14 protein-coding genes are annotated in these 24,345 nt (G+C 35.4%); 5 read left to right on the top strand and 9 right to left on the bottom strand.

The features are described from left to right. Window positions 1-60: 60 nt before the first annotated feature. On the bottom strand, window positions 61-591 hold the full coding sequence (locus AC4FRF_RS16875) for a DUF3806 domain-containing protein (protein WP_491161363.1): 531 nt from the start codon (window positions 589-591) through the stop codon (window positions 61-63). 453 nt (window positions 592-1,044) lie between these two features. Next, window positions 1,045-1,389 (bottom strand): helix-turn-helix domain-containing protein, encoded by a 345-nt coding sequence (locus tag AC4FRF_RS16870; protein ID WP_491161361.1) that lies wholly within the window; start codon window positions 1,387-1,389, stop codon window positions 1,045-1,047. 1,100 nt (window positions 1,390-2,489) lie between these two features. On the opposite strand from AC4FRF_RS16870, the gene AC4FRF_RS16865 reads away from it, so the two are divergent. From AC4FRF_RS16865 to AC4FRF_RS16855, 3 genes are all read left to right on the top strand, one after another. Next, window positions 2,490-5,498 (top strand): SusC/RagA family TonB-linked outer membrane protein, encoded by a 3,009-nt coding sequence (locus AC4FRF_RS16865; RefSeq protein ID WP_491161359.1) that lies wholly within the window; start codon window positions 2,490-2,492, stop codon window positions 5,496-5,498. A gap of 19 nt (window positions 5,499-5,517) precedes the next feature. Continuing rightward, window positions 5,518-6,942 carry a RagB/SusD family nutrient uptake outer membrane protein gene (locus tag AC4FRF_RS16860; RefSeq protein ID WP_491161357.1) on the top strand — a complete coding sequence of 475 codons (1,425 nt, stop codon included), beginning with the start codon at window positions 5,518-5,520 and terminating at the stop codon, window positions 6,940-6,942. Between the two features lie 95 nt (window positions 6,943-7,037). Further along, a complete protein-coding gene (locus AC4FRF_RS16855) occupies window positions 7,038-9,611 on the top strand; it encodes an alpha/beta hydrolase family protein (RefSeq protein ID WP_491161356.1) in 2,574 nt (857 codons plus the stop codon). A gap of 71 nt (window positions 9,612-9,682) precedes the next feature. Here AC4FRF_RS16855 and AC4FRF_RS16850 read toward each other — a convergent pair whose 3' ends face one another. From AC4FRF_RS16850 to AC4FRF_RS16840, 3 genes are all read right to left on the bottom strand, one after another. Then, window positions 9,683-9,952, bottom strand: coding sequence for a DUF6520 family protein (locus AC4FRF_RS16850; RefSeq protein ID WP_491161354.1), 270 nt, complete (start codon window positions 9,950-9,952; stop codon window positions 9,683-9,685). A gap of 102 nt (window positions 9,953-10,054) precedes the next feature. Further along, window positions 10,055-11,566: a MauE/DoxX family redox-associated membrane protein gene (locus AC4FRF_RS16845; RefSeq protein ID WP_491161352.1), complete on the bottom strand. Its 1,512-nt coding sequence runs from the start codon at window positions 11,564-11,566 to the stop codon at window positions 10,055-10,057. 138 nt (window positions 11,567-11,704) lie between these two features. After that, the gene (locus tag AC4FRF_RS16840) at window positions 11,705-12,553 is read right to left on the bottom strand and encodes a helix-turn-helix transcriptional regulator (protein ID WP_491161350.1); all 849 of its coding nucleotides are present in this window, start codon (window positions 12,551-12,553) and stop codon (window positions 11,705-11,707) included. 417 nt (window positions 12,554-12,970) lie between these two features. Between AC4FRF_RS16840 and AC4FRF_RS16835 the strand changes: the two genes are divergently transcribed. Then, complete coding sequence (locus tag AC4FRF_RS16835; RefSeq protein ID WP_491161348.1) at window positions 12,971-15,496, top strand: aminotransferase class I/II-fold pyridoxal phosphate-dependent enzyme; 2,526 nt, start codon at window positions 12,971-12,973, stop codon at window positions 15,494-15,496. A gap of 177 nt (window positions 15,497-15,673) precedes the next feature. On the opposite strand, the gene AC4FRF_RS16830 is transcribed toward AC4FRF_RS16835, so the two are convergent. Continuing rightward, window positions 15,674-16,057 (bottom strand): DUF7793 family protein, encoded by a 384-nt coding sequence (locus AC4FRF_RS16830; RefSeq protein ID WP_491161346.1) that lies wholly within the window; start codon window positions 16,055-16,057, stop codon window positions 15,674-15,676. 325 nt (window positions 16,058-16,382) lie between these two features. Here AC4FRF_RS16830 and AC4FRF_RS16825 point away from each other — a divergent pair, with 325 nt between their 5' ends. Continuing rightward, complete coding sequence (locus AC4FRF_RS16825) at window positions 16,383-17,582, top strand: hypothetical protein (protein ID WP_491161344.1); 1,200 nt, start codon at window positions 16,383-16,385, stop codon at window positions 17,580-17,582. A 128-nt stretch (window positions 17,583-17,710) separates the two neighbouring features. Here the strand turns inward: AC4FRF_RS16825 and AC4FRF_RS16820 are convergent, their stop codons facing one another. The 3 genes from AC4FRF_RS16820 to AC4FRF_RS16810 form a co-directional block, all read right to left on the bottom strand. Next, the gene (locus AC4FRF_RS16820) at window positions 17,711-18,409 is read right to left on the bottom strand and encodes an IS1 family transposase (protein ID WP_491161343.1); all 699 of its coding nucleotides are present in this window, start codon (window positions 18,407-18,409) and stop codon (window positions 17,711-17,713) included. Between the two features lie 229 nt (window positions 18,410-18,638). Continuing rightward, window positions 18,639-20,207 carry a RagB/SusD family nutrient uptake outer membrane protein gene (locus AC4FRF_RS16815; protein WP_491161341.1) on the bottom strand — a complete coding sequence of 523 codons (1,569 nt, stop codon included), beginning with the start codon at window positions 20,205-20,207 and terminating at the stop codon, window positions 18,639-18,641. A 10-nt stretch (window positions 20,208-20,217) separates the two neighbouring features. After that, the gene (locus AC4FRF_RS16810) at window positions 20,218-23,379 is read right to left on the bottom strand and encodes a SusC/RagA family TonB-linked outer membrane protein (RefSeq protein ID WP_491161339.1); all 3,162 of its coding nucleotides are present in this window, start codon (window positions 23,377-23,379) and stop codon (window positions 20,218-20,220) included. Between the last annotated feature and the right edge of the window lie 966 nt (window positions 23,380-24,345).

Below are 24,345 nucleotides of genomic sequence, written 5' to 3'. Positions count from 1 at the left end.
TACCTTTGTTTTAGCACTAAACCGCAATTATTTTTATACGGTGTTGCCAGTAGTTTTTTATCAGTTTCTTTCATCAACTTCGCCATATTTTTCTGCTTTTTGTAATTGTTCTTTAATCAGACCGAAAATTTCATTCAATGAATTCGGACGATTTTCAGTTACAGATTTTTGTACGGAAGAAAAAGGGAATCCATTCACGAAATACTTTTTGTCAATTACTGTAAAGTCAGTTCCATATTGGTCAGTTATGAGTTTCCATTCAAAATTCAGTTTTTCGACTAAAGTTTGTCCAAATAACGCTCCGATTATGTCAATAACTTCTTCAGGTTTTTCACGATTATTTTGGTCAGCGTTTTTCCAGTTTTCTATGGACGCATCCAAATACTGAAATTCCATTTCACTCTCTTTTTTGAATTCAGAGTATTTCGCAACAAATTCAGTTGCTTGTTTTGATTTATCTTTTATAAATTCGATTTGTTCTGTATTTAAGTCATTTAGAACAGGTTTATACTTTTCGTCTTTCGATTGATCTTTTGCTTTTCCACCGAAAAGTGCCCTTAAAATTCCCATTATTAATATTAGTTTTTTCATTTTTCAAATTACTGGCAACTAGTACATAACCGAAACAAACCTTCGTATATACACCCAAAATCGGGTAGATTGGCGAAGGTTTGTCTCGCTTTTTCTTTTTTCAAATATATTGATTTTTTCTTACAAAGCATCCTAAATTGACAAGTCCCTAAATAAAAAAAAGATGCCGAAGCATCTTTTTCCAGTGTGGTATTAGGATTAAATTTATAGTATTCCTTATTTATCTCTCTTCCTCCAGCTATAATTAGGATAGCTATTTTTATGGAAATCTTGAGTTTTTATACTTATAAAAACCCCAACTAGTAAAATGACTATCGCTATAATGATCTCCTACCATTCCATAAATCAAATATATGAAAATTTTAATTATTGTAATAAAAATTAGAACATAACTAATTAATTATTAAATCATAACCTATCTCATAATCTAGAAACCTTGTTAGAATAGTTCTCTTACAACTCTTCAATTTTTAATACCTCATTGCTAATTACTTTAGTACCACTATCGTTGAATGTCTGCTTTACTGTAATTTTAATTTTATCATATTTTGGTGTAGGAAACTGAAGTAGATCAGAAATATTTTTAAAACCAAAAGCCTTAGCTAATAAAGTTAAATGACGAGTGGAATATTTGTGTCGCTGTGTAAATGATTCTACATTACTTACAAAACTTTTAGCAACTCCCATTTTTAAACTGAGTTGATCTTGTGACATTTTGTTTTCTTTACGCAAGTTTTTTACGTGATCAATTAAGTCAAAATCAAATTGAGTAGTATCGAAAGTAATATTTTTTATCATAAATTTTAAAATTTTAACAACCCAACATATTGGGTTGTGAATATTTTTATTATATTTGTTCTAGCGAATTGATTATTAGCCAATAATGGCATAATTAAACGATGATTTCTCGAACCAAAACGACCAATTTTACCTTCGAGAATATCGTGAAATCGCTCCATGTCAAAAAGTTTTTTACTTTTGCATACGGCATGCGAGCGGTTCTCACGTAAGCTTTAGGAGGTAACTTTTTAATCGAAAGATTTTAAAGATGGGTTTGGTCGCCCTTGGTTCTAAAGTGTGAGACCGCTCCTTGCTTTTTTGCAAGTCACTACACATTCAGAAACATCGTTCCATAAAAACTTATGTATGAGAACGAATTACTTAACCCCCTTTATCGTCCGACCACCATAATCAAGGTCAACTTTTTTGTTTCCCTGTAAAACAACTAGTGGGGCATGTACATCAATAATTTGGTATCGATAGACACCAATTATGTACGCCATCTAATGATAACAATAATGGCCATCATTAGAAACCTTAACCACTACCTCATTTTACACCTAGAATGACCGGATAAAACTCTCTTAAACTCGCACTTTAAAAGTATATCCTTTATTTCTATTTCACAACTGAAAGTTTAAAATGTTTGCTAAAAGTTTTACGGGGAAACTGTTTTATCATATTTACTAACAATATCATCTGATGGGTTCATTTGAGTTAGTTGGGAAATACACTGTCCGCCCTAGGCTGCAACTAGGAAAGACAGTGTAAGTTCCTGTTTGCAGTGTTCAGTGATCAGAAAGCGGTGTTCAGTGTTCAAAATGCAGAAGGCAGAAGACAGAAGGCAGACTGTTGAGAACTTAGAAATCTGTGAAAATTGGTGTAATCTGTGGCAAAAAAACTTTGCGATTCTGCTTTGTGTTCTTTGCGGTAAAAATTAAAATAATAATAAACCTTTAAAACCAATGCCTATGCAATAAAAAATCAATGTTCGTTACCCGACCGCTATTAACTATTCACACTGAGAAACCACAAAAAAAAGCCCTCTAGACAGCGACCAAACTTCCTAGAGAGCCAGAACTAACAAAACCGAAGTTTCATTAAACCATTTCAAAAGTATGAATAATTATTCATTTGTAAAGGGTTGGGCCAGCTATAGGCGGTCTTCCCTAGTCTTTTTATTGGTAGTCTGCTGGACGCCAATCCTATCGGCTCAAAAAATTCTTGTAAAAGGAATCGTCGACGATGCTTCTGGCGCTATGCCCGGGGTCACCATCACCATCAAGAACCAGCCTCAAACGGGCAGTATTTCGGACAGCAAGGGCTTGTATCAACTGCTTGCCTCGCCCCTAGATACCATAGTAGTATCCTTTGTAGGTTGTACCACAGCCTATATCCCTATTCAGGGACGCTCTTTTATCCCTATTCGACTGGTGTACAACACCACCAGCTTGCAGGAGGTGCGGGTAAATGCGGGTTACTATTCGGTTAAAGAAAGCGAACGCACCGGAAGCATTGCGAAAATCACTGCTAAAGACATCGAAAACCAACCCATAAGCAATGCCTTAGCCACCATGCAGGGGCGAATGGCCGGAGTCAATATCACACAGGAAACTGGTGTCCCCGGAGGTGGCTTTAACATTCAAATTCGGGGAATCAATAGCCTGAGAGCCGATGGAAACGAACCGCTGTATATTATTGATGGGGTGCCCTATGCTTCGCAATCTCTGGGATATACGCAAATCTCCACTAGCGTTCCCGGCAATTCCAGTCCGCTTAACAGTATCAATCCCGCCGATATCCAAAGTATTGAAATCCTCAAAGACGCTGATGCCACAGCTATTTATGGTTCGCGAGGTGCCAACGGAGTTGTACTGATTAGTACTAAAAAAGGGAAAGAAGGCAAAACCCAATTTTCAGTCAATGCCGCACAAGCTTATGGACGAGTCACGCAAATGATGCCATTGATGAACAGCGAACAATACCTCTCCATGAGGCGGAAGGCTTTTGCAAACGATGGCATCAGCAATTACCCCAGCTATGAATACGATATTAACGGAACCTGGGATCAAAACCGTGATACCGACTGGCAAAAGGAACTGATAGGCAACACTGCTAAAATAACAACGTTGCAATCTTCCGTCTCCGGTGGCAATCAACAAACGCAATTCCTCTTAAGCGGAACCTACCGCTCAGAAACCACCGTCTTCCCTGGTGATTTTAGGTATCAAAAAGCAGCCTTGCATACCAATCTCCATCATGAGTCGGAAAACAATAAATTCAAACTCCACTTTTCTGCCAATTATGTCAATCAGGATAATAAGCTACCTTCGACTGATTTTACAACCACAGCCATGTCTCTGGCTCCTAATGCTCCCGCCTTATATGATACAGCAGGAAATCTAAATTGGGAAAACAATACCTGGTCGAATCCCTTAGCCGGTCTGGAAGGAAAATTCATTGCTAAAACCAACGACTTAATTGCCAATAGTGTGCTCTCTTACCAGTTGTTTCCAAATCTGGAACTAAAATCCAGTTTCGGATATACCCATCTGCAATATCAGGAATTCCGCAGCTCCCCTTCCACTCTTTTCAATCCGGCTTTCAATATCAGCAGTAAAAACTCCTCGATTCTGGTCAATAATGCCAATAGAAGTTCCTGGATTATAGAACCGCAAATCAACTGGCAAAAAGCATTTGGAAAAACCAAACTCCATGCCCTCATCGGAGGAACTTTTCAAAACCAAAAGGCTGAGCAATTAATTAGTAGAGGTCGCAGTTTTACCAGTAACAGCCTGATCTTCGATTTGGCTTCGGCAGCTACCATTAACATTCTAAACAATCAAACAAGCCAATACAAATACCAAGCTTTTTTTGGTCGTCTTAATTGGAATTGGGACAGCAAATACATCCTGAATCTCACCGCCCGAAGAGACGGTTCCAGCCGTTTTGGCCCTGGAAAACAATTTGCCGTTTTTGGTGCTGTTGGTGCTGCCTGGTTGTTTGCCAAAGAGGATTTTATAGCCCATAATTTTTCTGCAATGAGTTTCGGAAAATTAAGAGCCAGCTACGGTACTACCGGAAATGATCAAATTGGCGATTATCAGTTTATGAATACCTATAGCTCTACGGGCAATAGCTATCAGGGTACGGTAGGCCTGCAACCCAGCCGACTCTTTAATCCTAATTACGGTTGGGAAACCAACAAAAAACTGGAAATTGCTCTAGAAACGGGTTGGCTCCAAGACCGTATTTTCTTCAGTTGGGCATGGTATTCCAATCGTTCTTCCAATCAATTGGTGGGTATCCCCCTACCCGCGACAACAGGTTTTCCTTCTTTACAGGCTAATTTAGATGCGACAGTCCAGAATACGGGAATAGAAATGACCTTAAGCACGACTAACATTCAGAAAAAAAACTTCTCCTGGACCAGTAATTTTAACCTGACGGTGCCTAAAAACAAACTGATTGCCTTTCCCGGACTGGAAAGTTCAACCTATGCCAATAAGTATGTGGTGGGAAAATCCATTACTATTCAAAAATTATACAACAATACTGGTGTTGATCCGCAAACCGGAATCTACAGCTTTGAAGATGTCAACGGAGATAATCGACTTAGTTTTTCGGACGATGCGCACAGCATTCGTGATTTTATGCCTAAGTTCTTTGGAGGCCTACAAAACCATTTGGAATACAAAGGCTGGCAACTGGATTTTACTTTTCAGTTTGTTAAACAACAAAACTTCAATTGGGTTTATATAGCCGGACTTCCGGGCGTAGCCATCAATCAACCGGTATATGCCTTGGAAAATTGGCAAAATCCCGGAGATCATAGTTTGTATCAAAAATATTCTTCTGGAACTGACTATGATGTGGTAGACGCCTACTACAATTATATTGCTAGCAACGCAGCAGTCAGTGATGCTTCCTACATCCGCCTTAAAAATCTGGCTTTATCTTATAACCTAGCTCCCCATTGGATTAAAGGACTGAAATGCAAAATCTATCTGCAGGGACAAAACCTGCTCTTATTTAGCCCCTACAAAGGAGCCGACCCCGAATTCAGAGCTGCCGGTTACCTGCCTCCTTTAAAAGTAATCAATATGGGAATGCAATTCCATTTCTAATCGCTAAAAAGAAACCATTATGAGAACAAACAACACTAAAAATAGTCCGCAGTTTGCGCTTCCCGAAAAAAGAAGCGTCAAACGACTGCTGTTTATCCTAATACCGCTTCTTCTTTTGATTGCCTGTGACGGCTTTGTGGATGTAAGCCTGCCCAATTCGCAATTGACTGCTCCGGCTGTATTTGAAGACAAAGCCACCGCAACGGCTGCCATGGTCGAAATCTATAATAAAATGAGAGATACTGGTATTCTTAGTGGTACTTCATCTGGGATTTCAAACCAATTGGGCAACTATACCGATGAACTGGTTTGCTATGGTTCTGCCGCTACGGTATCTTTCGCCTTTTACAACAATAGCTTAGTGGCGACCAATACCAATATTGCCTTTATTTGGAGCAATAGTTACAATCAAATCTATGCTGCCAATAGTGTTTACGAAGGCGTGAACAATTCCGCCGCTCTAAGCACTGCGGATCGTGAGCAGCTTATGGGAGAAGCCTTATTCGTGAGAGCTCTGCTTCACTTTTACCTGAGCAACCTCTATGGGGCTATTCCCTACATCGATACTACTGATTATCAAGAAAACAGTACGGTAAAACGAATCCCTCAAACAGAAGTGTATGCTAAAATCAAATCCGATTTAAATAAGGCTATTACATTATTAGGGGAAAATTACATCTCTGCCGAAAAAGTACGACCGAACCAATATACCGCCCTCGCCTTAATGGCTCGATTAAATTTATACATGGAGGATTGGGAAGAAGCAGCCACTAACGCCAGCCTGATTATCAATAAAACCAGTTTGTACAGCCCGACTGATTTGGATAAAGTATTCCTGAAAAACAGCAGCACTACCATCTGGCAGCTAATGCCATCAGTAAGCGGAAAAAGTACGAACGAAGGCGCTACCTTTATCTTTGTGTCTGGACCTCCTCCCTTAACAGCTCTTAGTCCCGAACTTCTCAATGCCTTTACTGCAAATGACCAGAGAAAAAGTACTTGGACAAAAGCGGTGTCTAATGGCAGCAGTACTTGGTACCATGCTTATAAATACAAGCAATACCAAACAGCTTCAACAACTCAGGAATACTCCATCCTATTTCGTTTGGCGGAGCAGTATCTGATTCGTGCTGAAGCAAATGTTCATTTGAACGAACTGGAAGCGGCTGCTTCGGATGTGAATGCAATCCGAAATCGGGCGGGATTAACGAATACTACAGCCACGACTGCCGATGCACTTTTAGAAGTGATTCTACAGGAAAGAAGACTCGAATTTTTTACAGAACTAGGACAGCGTTTTTTTGATTTGAAAAGAACGAATCAACTGGATGCTGTCCTTAGTCCAGTTAAATCAGGCTGGAAAAGCACTAATCAACTTTGGCCGATTCCTGCCACAGAAATCATCGTTAATCCCAATTTAAAACCTCAAAACTTAGGCTATTAATTATGAAAAACAGATGCAATCCTATTCAGAATTACAACACCAGGATCTTTTCCCTAATGCTATGCTTTCTGTGGATGTTCAGCAGCTGCCCTGTAATGGGGCAGCTTACCACTAAAAAGCTACTCACTGCCACTGATTACCCCAAATGGGGAACTTTATTTGTAGAAGGACTTTCTGAGAAAGGCAATTGGGTGGCTTATGCGATGCGTTACGAGGAATTACAAAAGGATACTTTATTCCTAAAAAATACCAAAACCCAAAAAACAATTGTTATTCCAACCGCCACCACTGGGAAATTCAACAAGGAACAACAATTTGCCTGTCTTACAGCCGATGGTATCATGAAGGTAAACCTTAAAACATTAAAAAAACAGCTAATTCAAAACGCCACTGATTTTACTTTTTCTACCAATGGGAAATACCTTTTAATGCTACAGACAACAGCTAATAATCAGAATAAGCTTGTAATTAGTGATAGCAATGGAAAAACGGTTAAAATTATTGAAAATGTAGCGACCTACAAGTTACATGAGGCTTCTGATAAAATCGTCTGTACGATTGAATCAGCCCGGTACAATGCAGTAATCATCCTAGATTTAAAGAACTCCCTGTCTGAAAAAAAAATTACGGAAAATCCGAATTATATGTATACCCAAGCAAGTTGGAATAGTACTGGGGATGCACTGGCTTTCTTTGAAGAATCCTCAGATAAAAAAAATTCACTACCTACCCAAATAGGCTATTTCAATGGAAATAAAAATCAATTTTCTCAGTTTTCAATGGAAGAAAACACAAAAATAGCCGACAGTATGCGAATAGATACAAGTCGAAACATAGCTTTAAGTCTTTCTGATGATGGGCTTAAAGTGTTTTTTGGAATAAAAGAGAAAAAACTTTTCGATAACAGCCCTGAAACGGTACAAATCTGGAAAACAAAGGATAATTGGATCTACCCAAAACGAAAAAAAATTCACAATTGGAGCATAACGGTTAAAACTGCCGTATGGAACGTGGATACAAACCAATTCCTTGCTATCAGCGATACCCAATTTCCAAAACTAATGTTAGATGGCCAACAGCAATGGGCATTGGTTTTCAATCCTATGGCAACACAATCTCATTACAAAATGGAAGATGACAGGGACTATTATGTCAGGAATTTAACAACCGGAGCAACACAATTAGTTCTAAAACGTCTGCCTGTAAGTGATAGCGAAACTTTAATGATACCGAATACCAACTATTTTGTCTATTATCAAAACAAAAATTGGTGGCTATTAGATTGTAGTACGCAACAAAAGCAAAACCTAACCGAAAAATTAGCTGTTACTTTCGAGAATAGCAATTATGACAGAGCGGGAGAAATTCCTACTTATGGCATCGCTGCTTATAATAGATCCAACAATAGCATCTTATTTTATGATCAGTACGATATTTGGGAAATAGCTATAGATAGTAAAAAAGCAAACAGACTTACTCATGGCAGAGAGCAACAAATTTGCTTTCGAATTCAAAAACGCAAAAATGGTTCTTGGAATACCCCCAACTTTAATGGGCTAAGTTGTAGCGAAGTTGATTTAGATCAAGGTTTAATCTTAGAAGCAACGAATCCCAACACCATGAATTCAGGTTATTACAGCTGGACTAGAAAGGATAAAGAATCTAAAATAATCTTTGCAGACAAAAGCATCGATCAATTATTTAAAGCTTCAAAAAACAATAGTTACCTATTTCGTGAACAGGATTACGATAGCCCTCCTAGTCTAATTTTTAAAAACACAGCATCCAAAGGTTCTCAAAAGCTGTTTCAAAGTAACCTGCAACACTACCATTACTATTGGGGAAAAGCGGAACTAATACATTATCAAACCTCACAGGGCAAGAACCTCAAAGGGATTCTTTACTATCCGGCAAACTACAATCCAAAACTGAAATACCCCATGATTGTAGATATTTATGAAAAACAATCTGATGAATTACATCTATATGTCAATCCTACTGAATTAGAGTCAAATGGAACCTGTATCACTAATTTTATTAGTCAGGGCTACTTTTATTTAAAGCCGGACATCGTTTATGAAATTGGGAAACCTGCTATAGCTGCCTTGGAATGTGTTACAGCAGCAACTCAATCTATTATTGATAAAGGATTGGTCAATCCAAATCAAATAGGTTTAACAGGGCATTCTTATGGAGGTTATGAAAGTTGTTTTATTGCTACACAAACCAATTTATTTGCTACGGCAGTAATCGGAGCCGCCGCTACCAATCTAAATAGTTATTACTTCGCTACTAATTGGAACATTGGAAAACCACATATCTGGCGTATTGAAAATCAACAATGGCGAATGGGAAAATCCCTTTTTGAAGATTGGGAAGGCTACAACCAAAACTCTCCTATTTATTATGCCAAAAATGTTTCCGTGCCTTTATTGATTTGGACAGGTGAAAAAGACCAAAATGTAAATACCAGTCAAACTATCGAATTTTATTTGGCATTGAAAAGACTCAATAAGGAAGCCATTATGCTCTACTATCCCAATGAAGGTCATGCCCTAGTGCATGAAAAAACACAAAGAGATCTCACTAGGCGAATGCAAAACTGGTTTGATTATTTTTTAAAAGATCAGACTCCTGCCCCTTGGATTTTGGATATGAAAAACAATTAAGAATATAAAAAAACAATGCAGTTACAATAAAGTAACTGCATTGTAAAATCACCTAAATGTTCCAGCAATTATTAGTTGTTTTGACGATACAATTCAACAGTACAATCTCCGGCTTCATTTTTGCCAAAAAGCTGTTGATTCGAAGTGGTTCTACATAAAGTATTTCCTTCGGTATCACACTGAATGGACTGGTTACAAACTCCTTCCTGATTCAACCATCCCTGTTGTGGTGCTAATGCTGCTTTGTTTACAGCATTTTCTCCATGGGAAGCAAATGCAGCTGTGACAGCCAATGCAAAAACCGCTATTGGCAAAATCATCTTTACAATACTCTTTTTCATGATAATAAAAATTAAAGTTTACAATATGATCTACTCTTTTATACAGGTTTTCAATCTACATCCTGATACTGGCCGGTATATTGTTAAAGGAACAGTGCTATACTATTTCCTCTGTTTTTTCTTGAATACTTTCTCTAAAGAATAGGAAACTATCTGATCGTCTATTAAGGCAAACAAACAGGAATCACTGATTAGGAAACGCTTCATTTTCTTGTGCTTATGATGATAGACATAAAAACTAAACTGATAACTATTTTCTCTAATGTCATACACATCAATCACGGAGGCTTGTTTCCACATTTTGGGTGATTCAAATTTTCCCTCCAAAGTAGAATGGACAAATAACAAATGATGATATGCATAAGCCGAGGCATTGACCGTAAATGGCGGTGCAGCAAATAAAGTCACCCCCTGTTCTGGCAAATGAGCAATCTTGAGTTTGGCTACGGTATTGGTATCAATCGTATGACCGCGATATTCTAATTTGAATTTGGAATTCGCAACAATGTATTGGTTTCGATAATAATATACATATATCAATTTTTGCAATTCCTTGTTATAGAGCAAACTTCCATCTGTATCAAAAACACCGTCAATCTGTTTTTCTAATAAACTATCATTCAATTGTATTGGATCTTTCTTCCCCAATACAGCTGTGCCTAATGTATTTTCTTTACTGGGTCTGTCCCGGGATCTAAAGGCAATTGTTGAATCATTAACAACACTGACAGCTGAGAAATGAATACCTCCGTTGTGGTACAAATTGGCTTCCCAATTATCCGTTTTACCCTTAAAAATACAGGGAACCGTTCCGTCCAAAACATAAAAATGGGGAGGTACTACTTTTAACTGTACGGAACGAAATGGAATATTAGTATTGTCCAATTTAATGCTGTAGGCCTTCTTATGTTGCAAAGCAGTATCCAGCACGGTTACGATGGAAGGATTCGTATAGTTGCCTAAATAGATTTTTCCCCGCCCCGCTCCTGCAAAATAATAGGAATTGTATTCCAGGTCAAACTGTTGTTTCTTAGTAACAAGATGCGGAATGAAACGACGTACAAAAGGATTTCGGTGATGAATCATCGCTTCAGAACTGATAAAAAGCAATACTACTATCATAGTACTAAGAAAAGCGAAAGCTGAAAGTGTTATCCAAAATCTTTTTTGGCTTGGGACTGGCTTCTTTTGATTTGAGAAAGTCAAATGGTAGATGGCTATCAAAGCCAAAAGCACAAAAACCAGATTAAAAATTAAGTGTTGTTGCCAATTTAAATCTTCCAAAACCCCTCCACAAGAACAGGGAACATAAATACTGTAATTTAAAATTACCACAATATAAGTACTAAATAAAATCATCAGACTAAAAGAAGCGTATAAACCAAATAGCTTCCATTTAGGTAGTAGCAGTACTATGGAAATAAATAACTCCACAAACGGAATCAAAACGGCTATCCATGCCGCATAGGCGCTTAGCATTGGGGACTGTCCTAATTGTATTTGAAAATTTTTAAAATCAAGTAATTTACTAGTGGCTGCATATACAAACAATACAACATAAAGGAAACAAATGACTTCAACACTTATCTTTTGTAACTTTTTATCCGACTTCATAGCTTTACATTTATTTTACAATGTAAATTTCTGAACTTCAAAATAAGAACAGTTGTTTATTGAGGAATAAAACTTAGTCAAAGCGGATAAACTGAAATGAAGAACGACGGGATTAGCTTCTAGTCTTTGTAAAAACACTTACAACTGCCTATCTTCCAATCGTGGTATCTCGTAAGGTGAGATCCCAAAACGTTTTTTAAATGCTTTTGAAAAATTGGGATAATTATTAAAACCATTCATCACTGAGATGTTCTTTAATGGAATTTGCGTATGCTCCATCATAAAATAAGCTCTTTTCAAACGCTCATCATTGTAAAACTGATAAATACTTGTTTTAAAAAAGTACCGAAAACCGGATTTCAGTTTGTACTCATTGGTGCCAAACTGACGGGACAGTTCTTTAATAGATGGAAGTGGTTCTTCCAAATGAGCCATAATATAATCGTATAATTTTTGAGTCAAAACCGCATCTACCTTTGTCGCTTTGATACTGTCACTATCCTCATTGCTCACAGGTTTGCCACCGAATGCATGCTGCCGAACGACATAATCAAGATGCAATAATAGTTCCGCATCATTTATTAGTCGTACCATACTACAACGCACCGAAACCAGCTGCTGCTCTTTACTAATGAAATCTAAGACCACGGTTGCCGTTGCCTCGGATAATCCTTTAACAGCACTTTCTAAATTTTCAATACTAGCTTCACTTAAGATACAACTTAAATGTTTTCCCAGTATTTCAGATTCAGCAAAACCCAAACAACTATTTAGTTTAGATGTAAAACTTTTAACCAATAAATTATGATCCAGAATAAAAGCAATATGATGCACTTCCTTATTGCTGTGATGGAAATTTACATAGCCATCTTTAAAAATGGATTCTCTCATTTCCTCTGCAACCATATTAATTAAAACCGCCAGGGTTTCCAACTCATCATTAATAGCACTTAAAGGAATATTGCTATTAAAATTACCCCGGGCCATTTCAAAAAGCATCTGGTAAATAGGAACAATTCTTTCTTGTTTAAATGACATTTCCATAGCATAAAATTAAACTGCATTAATAGTCCTTTAATAAATAGTGCCTTTATGAAAAAATAAATGATAAGCTGCATTACAGATACATTCCATACCGGATTACCATATGTTAATTCATTAAGATCATAGCTGAAGCTTTTAGGTTTTTGGAGGTATGATTTTGTGGTTTTAAAAAAGCTGAAGTTACATTGTCCTGTATAAGCTTTCTTTAAAAATCCTGCCTAGCTTCTTTTATTAATTATAAATCGCTATTTAACAAAAATAAGAACATTTTACAACAATACACTTGTTGATTCAGGATTATTGTTTACAAAAAAGATGTTTTACTGAGAATTCTTAATCAAAAGTTATCAATTCGGGAATATGAGTTGTCAATTCGGGAGTAATATGAAATGGACTAAAAATCGCTCCGTTTTTATCGTGAATTTTAATCCTATTTCATTACTCATTATAAATCGGAACAAAATGGCAAAAATCAAACACAACAATTTTATCGACACAGTAGACGATGTGCTATCAGGAGCAAAAAAAGAAGGGGTATTGCATTTATACGCAGAAGACCAATCCTTAACAGGCAGAACCATACAAATCAAAGGAAAAAAAATGTTTCATTTTGGAACCACTGGCTATCTGGGACTGGAGCAGGACATCCGATTAAAGCAGGCTGCCATTCGGGCTATAGAAGATTATGGTACGCAATTCCCGCTCTCCAAATCCTATATTTCTCATCCTTTATATGCCGAACTGGAAGAAAAAATCGAAAAGATGTACGGCATTCCTCCTATCATTACTAAGAATAGTACTTTAGGGCATCTGGCCGTGATTCCCACATTGATCAGAGACGAAGATGGGGTAATTATGGATCATCAGGTACACTGGAGTGTGCAAAATGCCTGCCAATTGCTCAAATTAAGAGGAATCCCGGTAGAAATGATTCGGCATAACCAACTTCAGATGTTGGAAGATAAAATCAAAAACCTGAGTAATCGCTGTAACAAGATTTGGTATATGGCAGACGGTGTCTATTCGATGTATGGTGACTATGCTCCTATTACAGAACTGTTGCAACTAAGCCAAAAATACAGCCAGCTGCATCTTTACTTCGATGATGTGCACGGCATGAGTTGGAAAGGTAAAAACGGAACAGGATTCGTATTTGACAGCATTAAAACACTTCCGGCAAACATCGTCGTGGTCGGTACTCTGAGTAAAACTTTTGGAGCCAGTGGGGCAACAGTTTTCTGCTCCAATGAAAAGCTGAGAAACAAAATAAAAAATTTTGGTGGTCCTCTTACCTTCTCTGCTCAATTGGAACCTGCTTCCGTAGGCGCAGCAATAGCTTCAGCTACTATTCATTTATCAGATGAAATAAATAGCCTGCAGCAAGATCTGGCTCATAAAATTCAATATTTTAATGAATTACTGCAGAAAGCAGAACTTCCTATTTTGTCCCAAAATGACTCCCCTGTTTTTTTCTTAGGTATGGCAACTCCAATCACTGCCTACAACTTTGTACACCGTCTTTTTAAGGAAGGTTTTTTTCTGAATCTTGGCATTTATCCCGCTGTTCCCATAAAAAATACTGGAATCCGCATTACCTTATCTGCACACAATCAAAAAGAAGACATCAAAGCCTTAGCCGATGCTATTGAATATCATTTCCCAAAAGCCCTGGAAGAAACGAATAACAGTTTAATGAAAATCCATCAGGCTTTTGGCATCCAAACTAAAAACAAAATCAAAATCAAAGCAGGCAAAAATTCCGACCTCTATTGTGAAGAAAAAAATACAATCAAAGCTATTGATGCAAAGCTGTGGAACAAGCTAATGGGAACGCAAAACTTACTGAATTATGAAGGCATGCTTTATTTGGAATCCTGTTTTTCTACTCACAAAGATATCACCAACCAATTTGACTTTTACTACTACACGATACGGGATCAGAACGATGAAGTCATTCTAATGACCTTCTTTACTTTTGGAATTTGGAAAGATGATATGTTGGCTACTGAATCTGTTTCTCGACAACTGGAAGAAATTCGCAAATCCAATCCCATGTATCTTACTTCCAAAATATTAAGTATGGGCTGCTTATTTACCGAAGGAAAACATTATTATGATCAACCGGCGCATCCGCTGGCTGAAAAAGCCCTGCAACTCCTACTGGATGTCGTTGAAGAAAAATACAATGCCCTACAAGCCGATCGCTTGATACTGCGTGATTTTAAAGAAGATAACCATTGGAATAAAAGCATTCAAAACCAAGGCTATTTTAAAATCAATATGCCTGACTCCTGCATTTTACAAAATGAGCCGTGGTCCACCTATGAAGAATTTGCAGACAGCCTGAGCAGTCGTTCCAAAAAACATTTCAAAAAGGAAATACTGGCCTATGAAAACCATTATCATATAGCCATCAAACAACAACTTTCAGATGAGGAAATGAAAAGAGCACACCTTCTTTATAAAAATGTGCAAGCCCATAATTTGGCCATCAATACCTTTCCTTATACAATCGAAATTTTCGAGAACATGAATAACTGCAAAAACTGGGAATTCATTGTGCTATCTTTGAAAGCACAGCAAGAACTATCTTTTGTAGGCATTATGTTTTGTTACAAAAATACTCCAAATGTCTATGTACCCGAATTAATTGGAATGGATTATAATTGGGCCAAAGAATACCATCTCTACAGACAATTGTTGTTCCAAACCATCAAGAGAGCCAATCAACTCGGAATTTCGAATATTGATTTTGGTCTTTCTGCTACTTTTGAAAAAAGAAAACTCGGTGCTAGTATCATACCTAAAGTAGCTTATATCCAAGCCAGAGATAATTATGTTTTAGAATTACTTAACACCTTACAGAATGAGCATAAATTGAGATAATCATCTTTCTTTGCTCCTTCATAATTAGAACTGAAAACTAATTCTCATCCTTTAAAGTAATCAGCTGTTCCTAAATCGGAATAGCAATTGTCCTGAAATCTAAGATAAAAATAGTTCTACTAAATTTCATTTCAGTAGAACTATTTTCTTTAGTAAAGAGTCTCTTCCTACTCAGAATCAAATAAATGATTTTAAATATAGTATAGCCTCTTCTTCTTTAGTAAATATTTTTGTCGGGACACTCGGTTTGCTTATCTGGAGATAAAAACTACTGATCATGTGTAAAACATTTTCATGAACTAAAAGAGCTACCGCCTTTGTTAAAACAGAACCTCTATGCGCTAGGTAATCCCTTCCTGCCTTCTTGGTGCCAACCACTCCCCGCACATCACATAATACCGGAAATGATATTTCATTTTGAAAATGAATCCTGTCAGCAACTACCCGCTGTGCTACCTTTAAATCAATTGTTGTATTTTCTTTGTATTTAAAATAGAGAATAGAGTCTGCTATCCAAAATTGTGCATGTTCATTCTCATAAAAGTCATGAGCTGCAATCATCTTTTATGATTTATCAATTATTCTTACAAAAATAGAAACAATATAAAATACTATTGTTGTCAAATTTGGATTTTTTATTGTCTTATTGCAAATTTTTGATGTCATAACGGGAATATGACTTGTCAATTTGGGAATAATAAAGAATAAGATGAAAATACTTTCAATTTTTATTTTGAATTTTATAAGCGATAAATAAATGCTCCATAACTCAGCAAAAAAAAAATAGACCGTGTAAAACTATAATGACTTAGGCAACACTTACAAATCCCCTGTAATTGCCTAACTGTTCACCAGATATAATAACCAATTACCACAAGTAATGCTAATGGAAACAGCTGAAACATATCCTTTGGAATGGTTAGATTCGTTGATTTCAATCACACTGAATCCAGGAAAAGATTATCTGTGCCATATTACCTCCGAAGAACTAGAAATAATTACAGAAAAAATTCTAAAGGAAATTCTCTGTATACAGATTCAACTCAACAAACAAATATTTCTTTTTCGTAAAGAAAGTGAAATTAAAGCCTTGGTACAAAAATACCATAGCTCACTCATAGCACTTCAGGATATGGTCATCTGCAATCAAAATAAGACGGTTTTCAAAAGTGAACATTTATCAAAAATAATGGATACTTTAATTCGTTGTCTGGATGAATTATTAGCCTTTATTGAAAGCCGCTTTACTAATTATCTCAATATTGATGAAAGAATTCCGATTTCATACCTCATAGTTACCAAAAAAGAACTTAAACAGAAATTCAGCCAATTAAAACCTCTACTTGAAAAAGAAGTTGCGAATAAGAATATAACAGCAATTATTTTTGACATCTATGATTTTTCAAAATACAATACCTCATTAACTTACAGAGCGATATTCTATAGGAAAAAACTAATTCAGGAATTGCAATTGTTTTGCGAAAATCCCAAAAAGACCAACAGCTTTTCTGCTATAGATGAACTACTTATTTATCTGAATTTTAATAACCTTAAATACATGAATTATTTTAAGGGTTCCATAATAAAAAAAATAGAACTCTTCCAAAATGATGCCGACCGATTAGATAAGCTTTGGTTCTTCTTCAAAGAATTTAACCAGTTATACACCAACAAAAATTTTCGTTTTAACCTTAAAAATAAAAGTCTCAAAAAAGTAATCGCTAATTGGTTTGAACAGGAAATTAATTATCTTGAAAAAAGAATTGAAAAATCTCTGATACCGCCAATAGAACTAGAAAAAAACACCAACAATCTAAAAGTAAAGTATACTGATCATAAAATTAGCTGCGTACTTTCCGCAGATCAACTTGCTTTAATCTTACGAGCAGGAGACGAATCACGAATCATCAGTGCAAAATCCATGAGTACTGTTTTTAAAACCATTGTCCCGTATCTTTCCACTCCTTACAAAACGGAACTATCCTATCATTCTGTCCGTTCTAAGTCTTATAGTGCTGAGGCAAAGGACAAAGAAATAGCCATTGCAACTCTGGAAAAAATGATCCATAAAATCAAATCCTACTAATTTTAAAATATTTTGCGGTCAATTCAGTAAACATATTATTTTTACGTTCAGGTTTTTAAAACAAAGCAACCAAGAAAAATGTAGTTTTATAAGTTTACACTTGTATAATTTTACGAATAATTTAAATCTCAAATCCAAAAATAGATCTTTAAAACCGAAATAAGTACCGCCAAACTTTTGCTAAAACAAATCGTTTTTCGATGCAATCTTTTAAGATGAGTTCTCAAAGTTAGATTTTTCCTTTCTATATGATTGGTGCCAAAACGTTTTACAGAATGTAATTTTTCCTCAATGAGGTATCTGTAATTTTTTAATTTGTCAGTACATATCTTTTTAGCTTCTGCAAATTTCAAAGTATCTAATACACAACTCAATGTTTTATTGGTACGTCTACCTACATTAAAACTAACTACCCTTTTAGAATTCTTTTCCAGTGCATAAACCAGCCAGATAAGATTACGCTTGTATCCAACAAAAGTACACATCTCATCCACTTCATAGGTTTTTCTTTTAGGGATTATTGGCTGAATAATATTATTTGCAATTGAAACAATTCTTTTTAATACTGTTGTAGCAGAAATTTTCAATATTCTGGCTGTACTTCTAATTCCTAAACCTTCTTTAGTTAGTTCAATAATTTTTTGATTAATATCTGACTTATAAGCTTGATAGGTATAAGTATCTATAAAACGGTAATAGCAAATTTTACAATAGTACTGCTGTTTATTGTTTTTCGTTCTCCCATTTTTAATAAGCTTTTTTTCTTTACATCTTGGACAATTTATATCATCACTAACTCTGGAACACGAGGTGGTATCTTTACTCATTTTTAATTCTTTTAAGACAATATTAAAACAAAAAAGATGAGCATTACTGCTCATCTTAAAATTACTTTTTGCATTTACTTACTCTATTCCAAAATATTAATAACACAAAACATCCTATCACTAACTATAAAACACTACCACATCTGAGAATGAGAATCCCAATTACATAATGCATGCAATTGGGAAATTTTCATTAATCTGTCAAGCTATTGCAGGATGAGTCAAAGTATTAATTCCAGTTATTCAAAACTTGCTCATTTAGAACTGGATTAGCATCTCTCTCAATTTGAGGAATAGGCAATAGAGCATGTTTGTCTTGAACTGGTTGAATTCCATAAGCTGCTTGCTTTTCTGCATTAATAGTTTCTTTCAAAATCCCCCAACGAACTAGATCAAAATATCTTATTTGTTCACCCGCAAGTTCAATTTGTCGCTCATGTCTTAAAATTATTCGAGCTTGACTTTGATTGCCAAGAGTAGTGTACTGAAAAGCACCTGAGCGATTACGAACGCTATTAATAAGAGGGAGAGCATCACTTGTCATATTGTTCTCAATATAGCATTCGGCTAACATTAAGAGTACATCAGCATAGCGGATAATTTGGCTATTAATACCACTATCAGGATTACCAGAACTTTGTTGAATTTCATATAATTCGTATTTTCTCCACGAAATTTTCCCATCAGTAATTTTCGCTGGATAGGATTGTGATCCACTAGTAGTTTGATCATAATATGTATCATCACCGCCTTGTGAAGCATTCGAATAATAAGTCAATTTGGCACGAGGATCAAGATAATCATTATTACTTTCATCCTTATACTTATATGCATCAACTAATGATTTTGAAACCAAAACGTTCCACCAATCATTAAACCCGTATTCTTGTGCTCTTCCTGTATGAGTTGTTACTCCTCCCCATTGTTCTTGACCTCCAAACATAGCATAAGCATTTCCTACACCCCAACCTTGCCAAGTACCGTGCATAACCGCAAATATGGTTTCGTTAGTTTTAGTATCACGGATAAAAATATCATCTAATGAATTAGCCAAACCATATTGATACGGAGCTTTTGTTAAAGACAAAAATTGATTTTGTGCATCTGAATACTTCTTTTGAAATAGATATGCTTTACCTAAAAGAGCTACAGCAGCACCTTTTGAAGCACGCCCATAATCAGACGCGCTATAATCCTGTGCTAAAGGTAATCTCGAGATTGCATCAGTTAGATTCATTTCAATATCAGCCCAAATCTCTGCTTTTGGAGTTCTTCCTTGATTATAGGTATAATGATCTGCTAATGTTTTCTTTAACGGAACATCACCAAAACAAGTTACCAACCAAAAATTAGCTAAAGATTTCAAAAATTCAGCTTCACCTATAATTCGTTTTTTCAATTCAACATCTGAACTTTCAATCGGCTCCCATTTACTTACTGCATCAATAGTAAAATTGGCACGAAAAACCATTTTATAACAAGAGTTAAAAAACAATCTTACTTCATCAGTAGTAGCATTAAACGTATAATTTTGGAATGTAAGAAGACCACCAGCTAAAGGGGTGTTTTTATCAGCATCGTTTCCAAGTAAGTCGAACACGAAATACGCTTCACGTTCATACATACCTTGAAACAACAACGGTCCATACATAGCTGTTGAAGCTTCTGTTAAAGTTTTTGCATTAGTGAAATAAGTTTCACCATCATAACTGCTCTCGTTTTTCACTTTCAGTACATCTTCACTACATGATGACAATGTAAAGATTGTTGTGAACAAAACTAATATCTTGATTTTCATAGTCAATTAATTAAAAGTTAAATTGCAACCCTAATCGATAAATTTTAGGGTTTGGATGTTGCATATTATCAATTCCTCGTGAGAAAACATACCCTTTTTCAGAAGTATCTGAGGCGCTAACCTCAGGATCATAACCTGTATATTTAGTAAAAGTAAAAATATTTTGAGCCGCTAAATAAATTCTTAATTTTCCTCCTTTTAAAATTGAAGAAGGTAAAGTATATCCAACAGAAATATTTTTAATACGCATATAATCTCCTTTCTCTACATACCAATCTGAGAAAGATAAATTAGTCCCTGGATTTTGACCAGCTGCAGGCAATGTACTTATATCGCCTGGATTTTTCCAACGATTTAACACAGTGGTAAAACTATTAAATGGTCTTGCCATACCTTCAAATGTTCCATGATTCATATTTGCAACATCTACACCTGCTAAACCTTGCAACATTACTTGAAAATCAAATCCTTTGTATTCACCATTAAATGTTAATCCGTATTGCCATTTTGGAGATGGGTTTCCAATAAAGGTACGATCTTTATCGTCAGCATGACCATCACCATTGGTATCTTTCCATATTCTGTCACCAGGTAACAATCCACTTTGATATTCTGTAAAGCCATTAGATACGGCAATCTCATTTAATTTATCAATATCGGCCTGATCTATCGCAACATGATCAACTTTATATCCGTAGAAAGATGCTAATGGATGTCCTATTTCTGTACGAGTATTACCAAATGTGATTGGAATATCACCCACCGTTCCTACAGCATATACTTCATTTGTATTATATGTTGCATTCATATTTACATCCCAAATAAAATTATTTAGCTTGCCATTATATGTAATTCCTAGCTCAAAGCCTTTACTTTTCATACTGGCCCCGTTTACAACAGTAGAGGGAGTTTGTCCAGGATTACCAATACCTGTACTTGTTGGCAGCGTAGTTTGAATTAACAAATCTTTATTATCTCGATTGAAATAATCAAAAACTATGGTTGCTTTTTTAAACAAACCTAGATCAAAACCAATATCTGTTTGATTGGATTCTTCCCACTTCAGATTAGGGTTGGCGATACTGTTAATTGTTGCACCATTTACATAAGTACCATCAGTGTCACCCAGCGAATAAATCAGATTATTGCTATCTCCTTTCCAAACGGTTGAATTGGTCAAGAACATTGGAATAAGGTCATTACCGGTTTTTCCATAACTAACACGCAATTTCAAGTTATCAATTGCTGATACAGAACTCATGAAATTTTCTTTAGAGATGTCCCATGCACCTCCAATTCCATAGAAATTACCCCATTTATTATTCTCTCCAAATACACTAGAACCATCCCTACGGAATGATGCATTAATTATATATTTATCATTAAGAGTATATCCAAACCTACTATAATATGATAATCTTGATTTTCCACCATTTACAGATACACCTGTAATTGATTTATTGTCAGGATCTGCAAGTCCAATATTTTGAATTGCATCACTAGAAAAATCAGAACCAGCAAGAGATACATATCCATAATTCCCACTAGGATTATAGTGATTACCTACCATAAAACTAATATTATGCATACCAAAAATTTTGTCATACGAAAAGAAATTATCCATATATATATGATATGCATAACTATAGTTCTCACTCATATTAGCAGCAGATCTGGTGAAATTTCCTGCTTGCAAAGGATAATTAAAAGTTTGACCATGAGAACTATCTGCCGTTAAACGAGCCTGAGATTTAAATTTAAATCCATCTGTTATTAAAAATTCGGCATTTAAATCCAATTCCGTATGTAAACTTCGATCTGTTTTCGGTGAAAGATATACCGATGCAAAAGGATTATTAGCATCATTAAGATCTCTAACCTTATCAGCTCTTGAATAACCTCCCAACACGTTAGAATCATATATTGACAAATAGGGTGGCATATAAAGGGCATCATAAAAACTTGCTGTAGATCCTTTTGTAACATCATATTTCATCCGAATACTTTGCCCTAATTTTAATCTATTATTAAATAAATTCTCGGTTAATTTTGTTCCAAAATGGATTCGTGTAAATTTAGAATCAATAATGGTTGATTCTTGATCAATCAATCCTGTAGAAAAAGAATAAGTAACTGATTCACTACCACCAGATAAACGGATATTATGTTCTGCAACAGGAGCGCTTCTAAATACAGCAGACTGCCAATCCGTTCTATCAATCTTTGCATCAGCAGAACTAAGATAAGGCGTAATACCACTATCCCCTTGAATATCAGTGACTAAATCAATATACTGAGCTGCATTTAACATACTCATTCTTTTACCTATTGTAGCGATTCCGTAAGACCCATCATAACTGATCTTTATTTTCCCCTTTTCACCATTTTTGGTAGTAATAATCACTACTCCATTTGCAGCAGCTGAACCATATATAGCTGCAGTTGATGCATCTTTTAACACTGTCACGCTTTGAATATCTTGAGTAGAAACTGCTTTAAAATCGCCACCTACAATACCATCAATTACAAATAAGGGTTCTGTACTAGAGAATGAACCAGCTCCTCTGATAATAATTTTAGCACCAGTTCCTGGATCTCCATTAGTATTTGTTACTTGAACTCCAGGCATTTTTCCTTGCAAAGCCTGAGCCATATCAATTGTAGATAAGTTTTTCAAATCTTTTGCATTAACCACAGATACAGATGAGGCCAAATTCTTTTTTTGCATTGAATTATAACCTACCACTACTACCTCATCTAAGGAGGAAATATTATCATTTAATTTAATACTAACTGTAGCCTGACCATTCACGGCTACTTCCTGAGTAGTAAAACCAATAAAAGTAACAACCAGAACAGCATTTTTGCCGGAAACTTTTAATGTAAATTTACCATCAAAATCTGTTTGAGTACCGTTATTTGTACCCTTTTCTACTATACTGGCACCCGGTAAAGGTTGCCCATTACTATCTACCACAGTTCCTTTTACCGTAAACTGCTGCTGTATATTATTTTGAGAAGTATTAGATCCTATATCTAATGTTGCTGAATAAAGATTTTTTGGTTGTAAGATAAAAATGCTAATAAAAAGAAATACGGCATTAAGCTTCGTCTTTAAGTCAAATTTTAAAACCTGATGACTACAGCTACTTTCTTTGAGTAGTTTTTTCATAATTTTAATAATTAATTAGTATTAGTTGGTTTTTTAGTTTAACACACCTTAAACCTATTGGCATTATTACAACACCTTATTTTTTTATAGAGTTAAGATTGTGTAGTTAATTTATTTTTTTCTTTTATTTCATAGGCAAACTTTTTAGGCTTTATTGATTAATTATTGACACATTACATTATCCTTTTTTCCAGATAGTCTAATTCAATTTATATTTTTTAAAAAACGATTTTTGTAAAAATGCTTACTCCCTTTTACCTTAAGTGATATAAAACATTTATATTACAGTTGTTGTTTTGAGAAGCCAAATAAAAACAAACAAAGACCATTACAAATCCAAATTTTAAAAGATTTTAATTTAAAACCTGTATTATTTACATAATGATAAATTTATTATTTGTTTTTTTATTAATAACTCCAAATTAACTAATACTAAATTATGAATTCAAACACATCTACAAGGGGCAAAATGTATCCTAAACAGGGTTGTATTGTATTATTTTAACAAAAAACAAATCAATTATTTAGTTTTTATTAAGAACTGTAAAAGAATTACAAAAAGAGAAGAAAGAAAAAAGACGAAAGTATTTTACTTAAAATCAAAAGAGTATTTAATACATCCAAGAACAATCTTGTACCTGAGAAGATTCTACAGCACAGAAAGATATAGAAAAGGGTCTTGCACATAATTATCAGGTTGTAAAAAAAGATGCACAACTTAGCAACATATAAACGCCCGTTCATGTGTATGAGTCCTACGCTTTGCAAATGCTCGTGTCCTGTATAGCCTCTATCCAAAATAGTAAGACCGTTTAAAATATTACCTGCTCCGTCTTGCACGCTAATAATAGCTCCCCAGGCATCAAAAAGGCGTTTTTCTACAACTGCACCCGTGGCATCAGTAATAGCCAGAATAGAGCCTTGATAATCCCTGTGTAAACATTAGAAGCTTTTATTTTAACTCAC

Source organism: Flavobacterium sp. ST-158 (genome assembly GCF_058309975.1).
This window is presented reverse-complemented; position numbering and strand designations above follow the sequence as displayed.

Coding starts and splice junctions, on each gene's coding strand:
- AC4FRF_RS16875 (WP_491161363.1), bottom strand. CDS start 591: ATGAAAAAACTAATATTAATAATGGGAATTTTAAGGGCACTTTTCGGT.
- AC4FRF_RS16870 (WP_491161361.1), bottom strand. CDS start 1,389: ATGATAAAAAATATTACTTTCGATACTACTCAATTTGATTTTGACTTA.
- AC4FRF_RS16865 (WP_491161359.1), top strand. CDS start 2,490: ATGAATAATTATTCATTTGTAAAGGGTTGGGCCAGCTATAGGCGGTCT.
- AC4FRF_RS16860 (WP_491161357.1), top strand. CDS start 5,518: ATGAGAACAAACAACACTAAAAATAGTCCGCAGTTTGCGCTTCCCGAA.
- AC4FRF_RS16855 (WP_491161356.1), top strand. CDS start 7,038: ATGGGGCAGCTTACCACTAAAAAGCTACTCACTGCCACTGATTACCCC.
- AC4FRF_RS16850 (WP_491161354.1), bottom strand. CDS start 9,952: ATGAAAAAGAGTATTGTAAAGATGATTTTGCCAATAGCGGTTTTTGCA.
- AC4FRF_RS16845 (WP_491161352.1), bottom strand. CDS start 11,566: ATGAAGTCGGATAAAAAGTTACAAAAGATAAGTGTTGAAGTCATTTGT.
- AC4FRF_RS16840 (WP_491161350.1), bottom strand. CDS start 12,553: ATGGCCCGGGGTAATTTTAATAGCAATATTCCTTTAAGTGCTATTAAT.
- AC4FRF_RS16835 (WP_491161348.1), top strand. CDS start 12,971: ATGAGTTGTCAATTCGGGAGTAATATGAAATGGACTAAAAATCGCTCC.
- AC4FRF_RS16830 (WP_491161346.1), bottom strand. CDS start 16,057: ATGATTGCAGCTCATGACTTTTATGAGAATGAACATGCACAATTTTGG.
- AC4FRF_RS16825 (WP_491161344.1), top strand. CDS start 16,383: ATGGAAACAGCTGAAACATATCCTTTGGAATGGTTAGATTCGTTGATT.
- AC4FRF_RS16820 (WP_491161343.1), bottom strand. CDS start 18,409: ATGAGTAAAGATACCACCTCGTGTTCCAGAGTTAGTGATGATATAAAT.
- AC4FRF_RS16815 (WP_491161341.1), bottom strand. CDS start 20,207: ATGAAAATCAAGATATTAGTTTTGTTCACAACAATCTTTACATTGTCA.
- AC4FRF_RS16810 (WP_491161339.1), bottom strand. CDS start 23,379: ATGAAAAAACTACTCAAAGAAAGTAGCTGTAGTCATCAGGTTTTAAAA.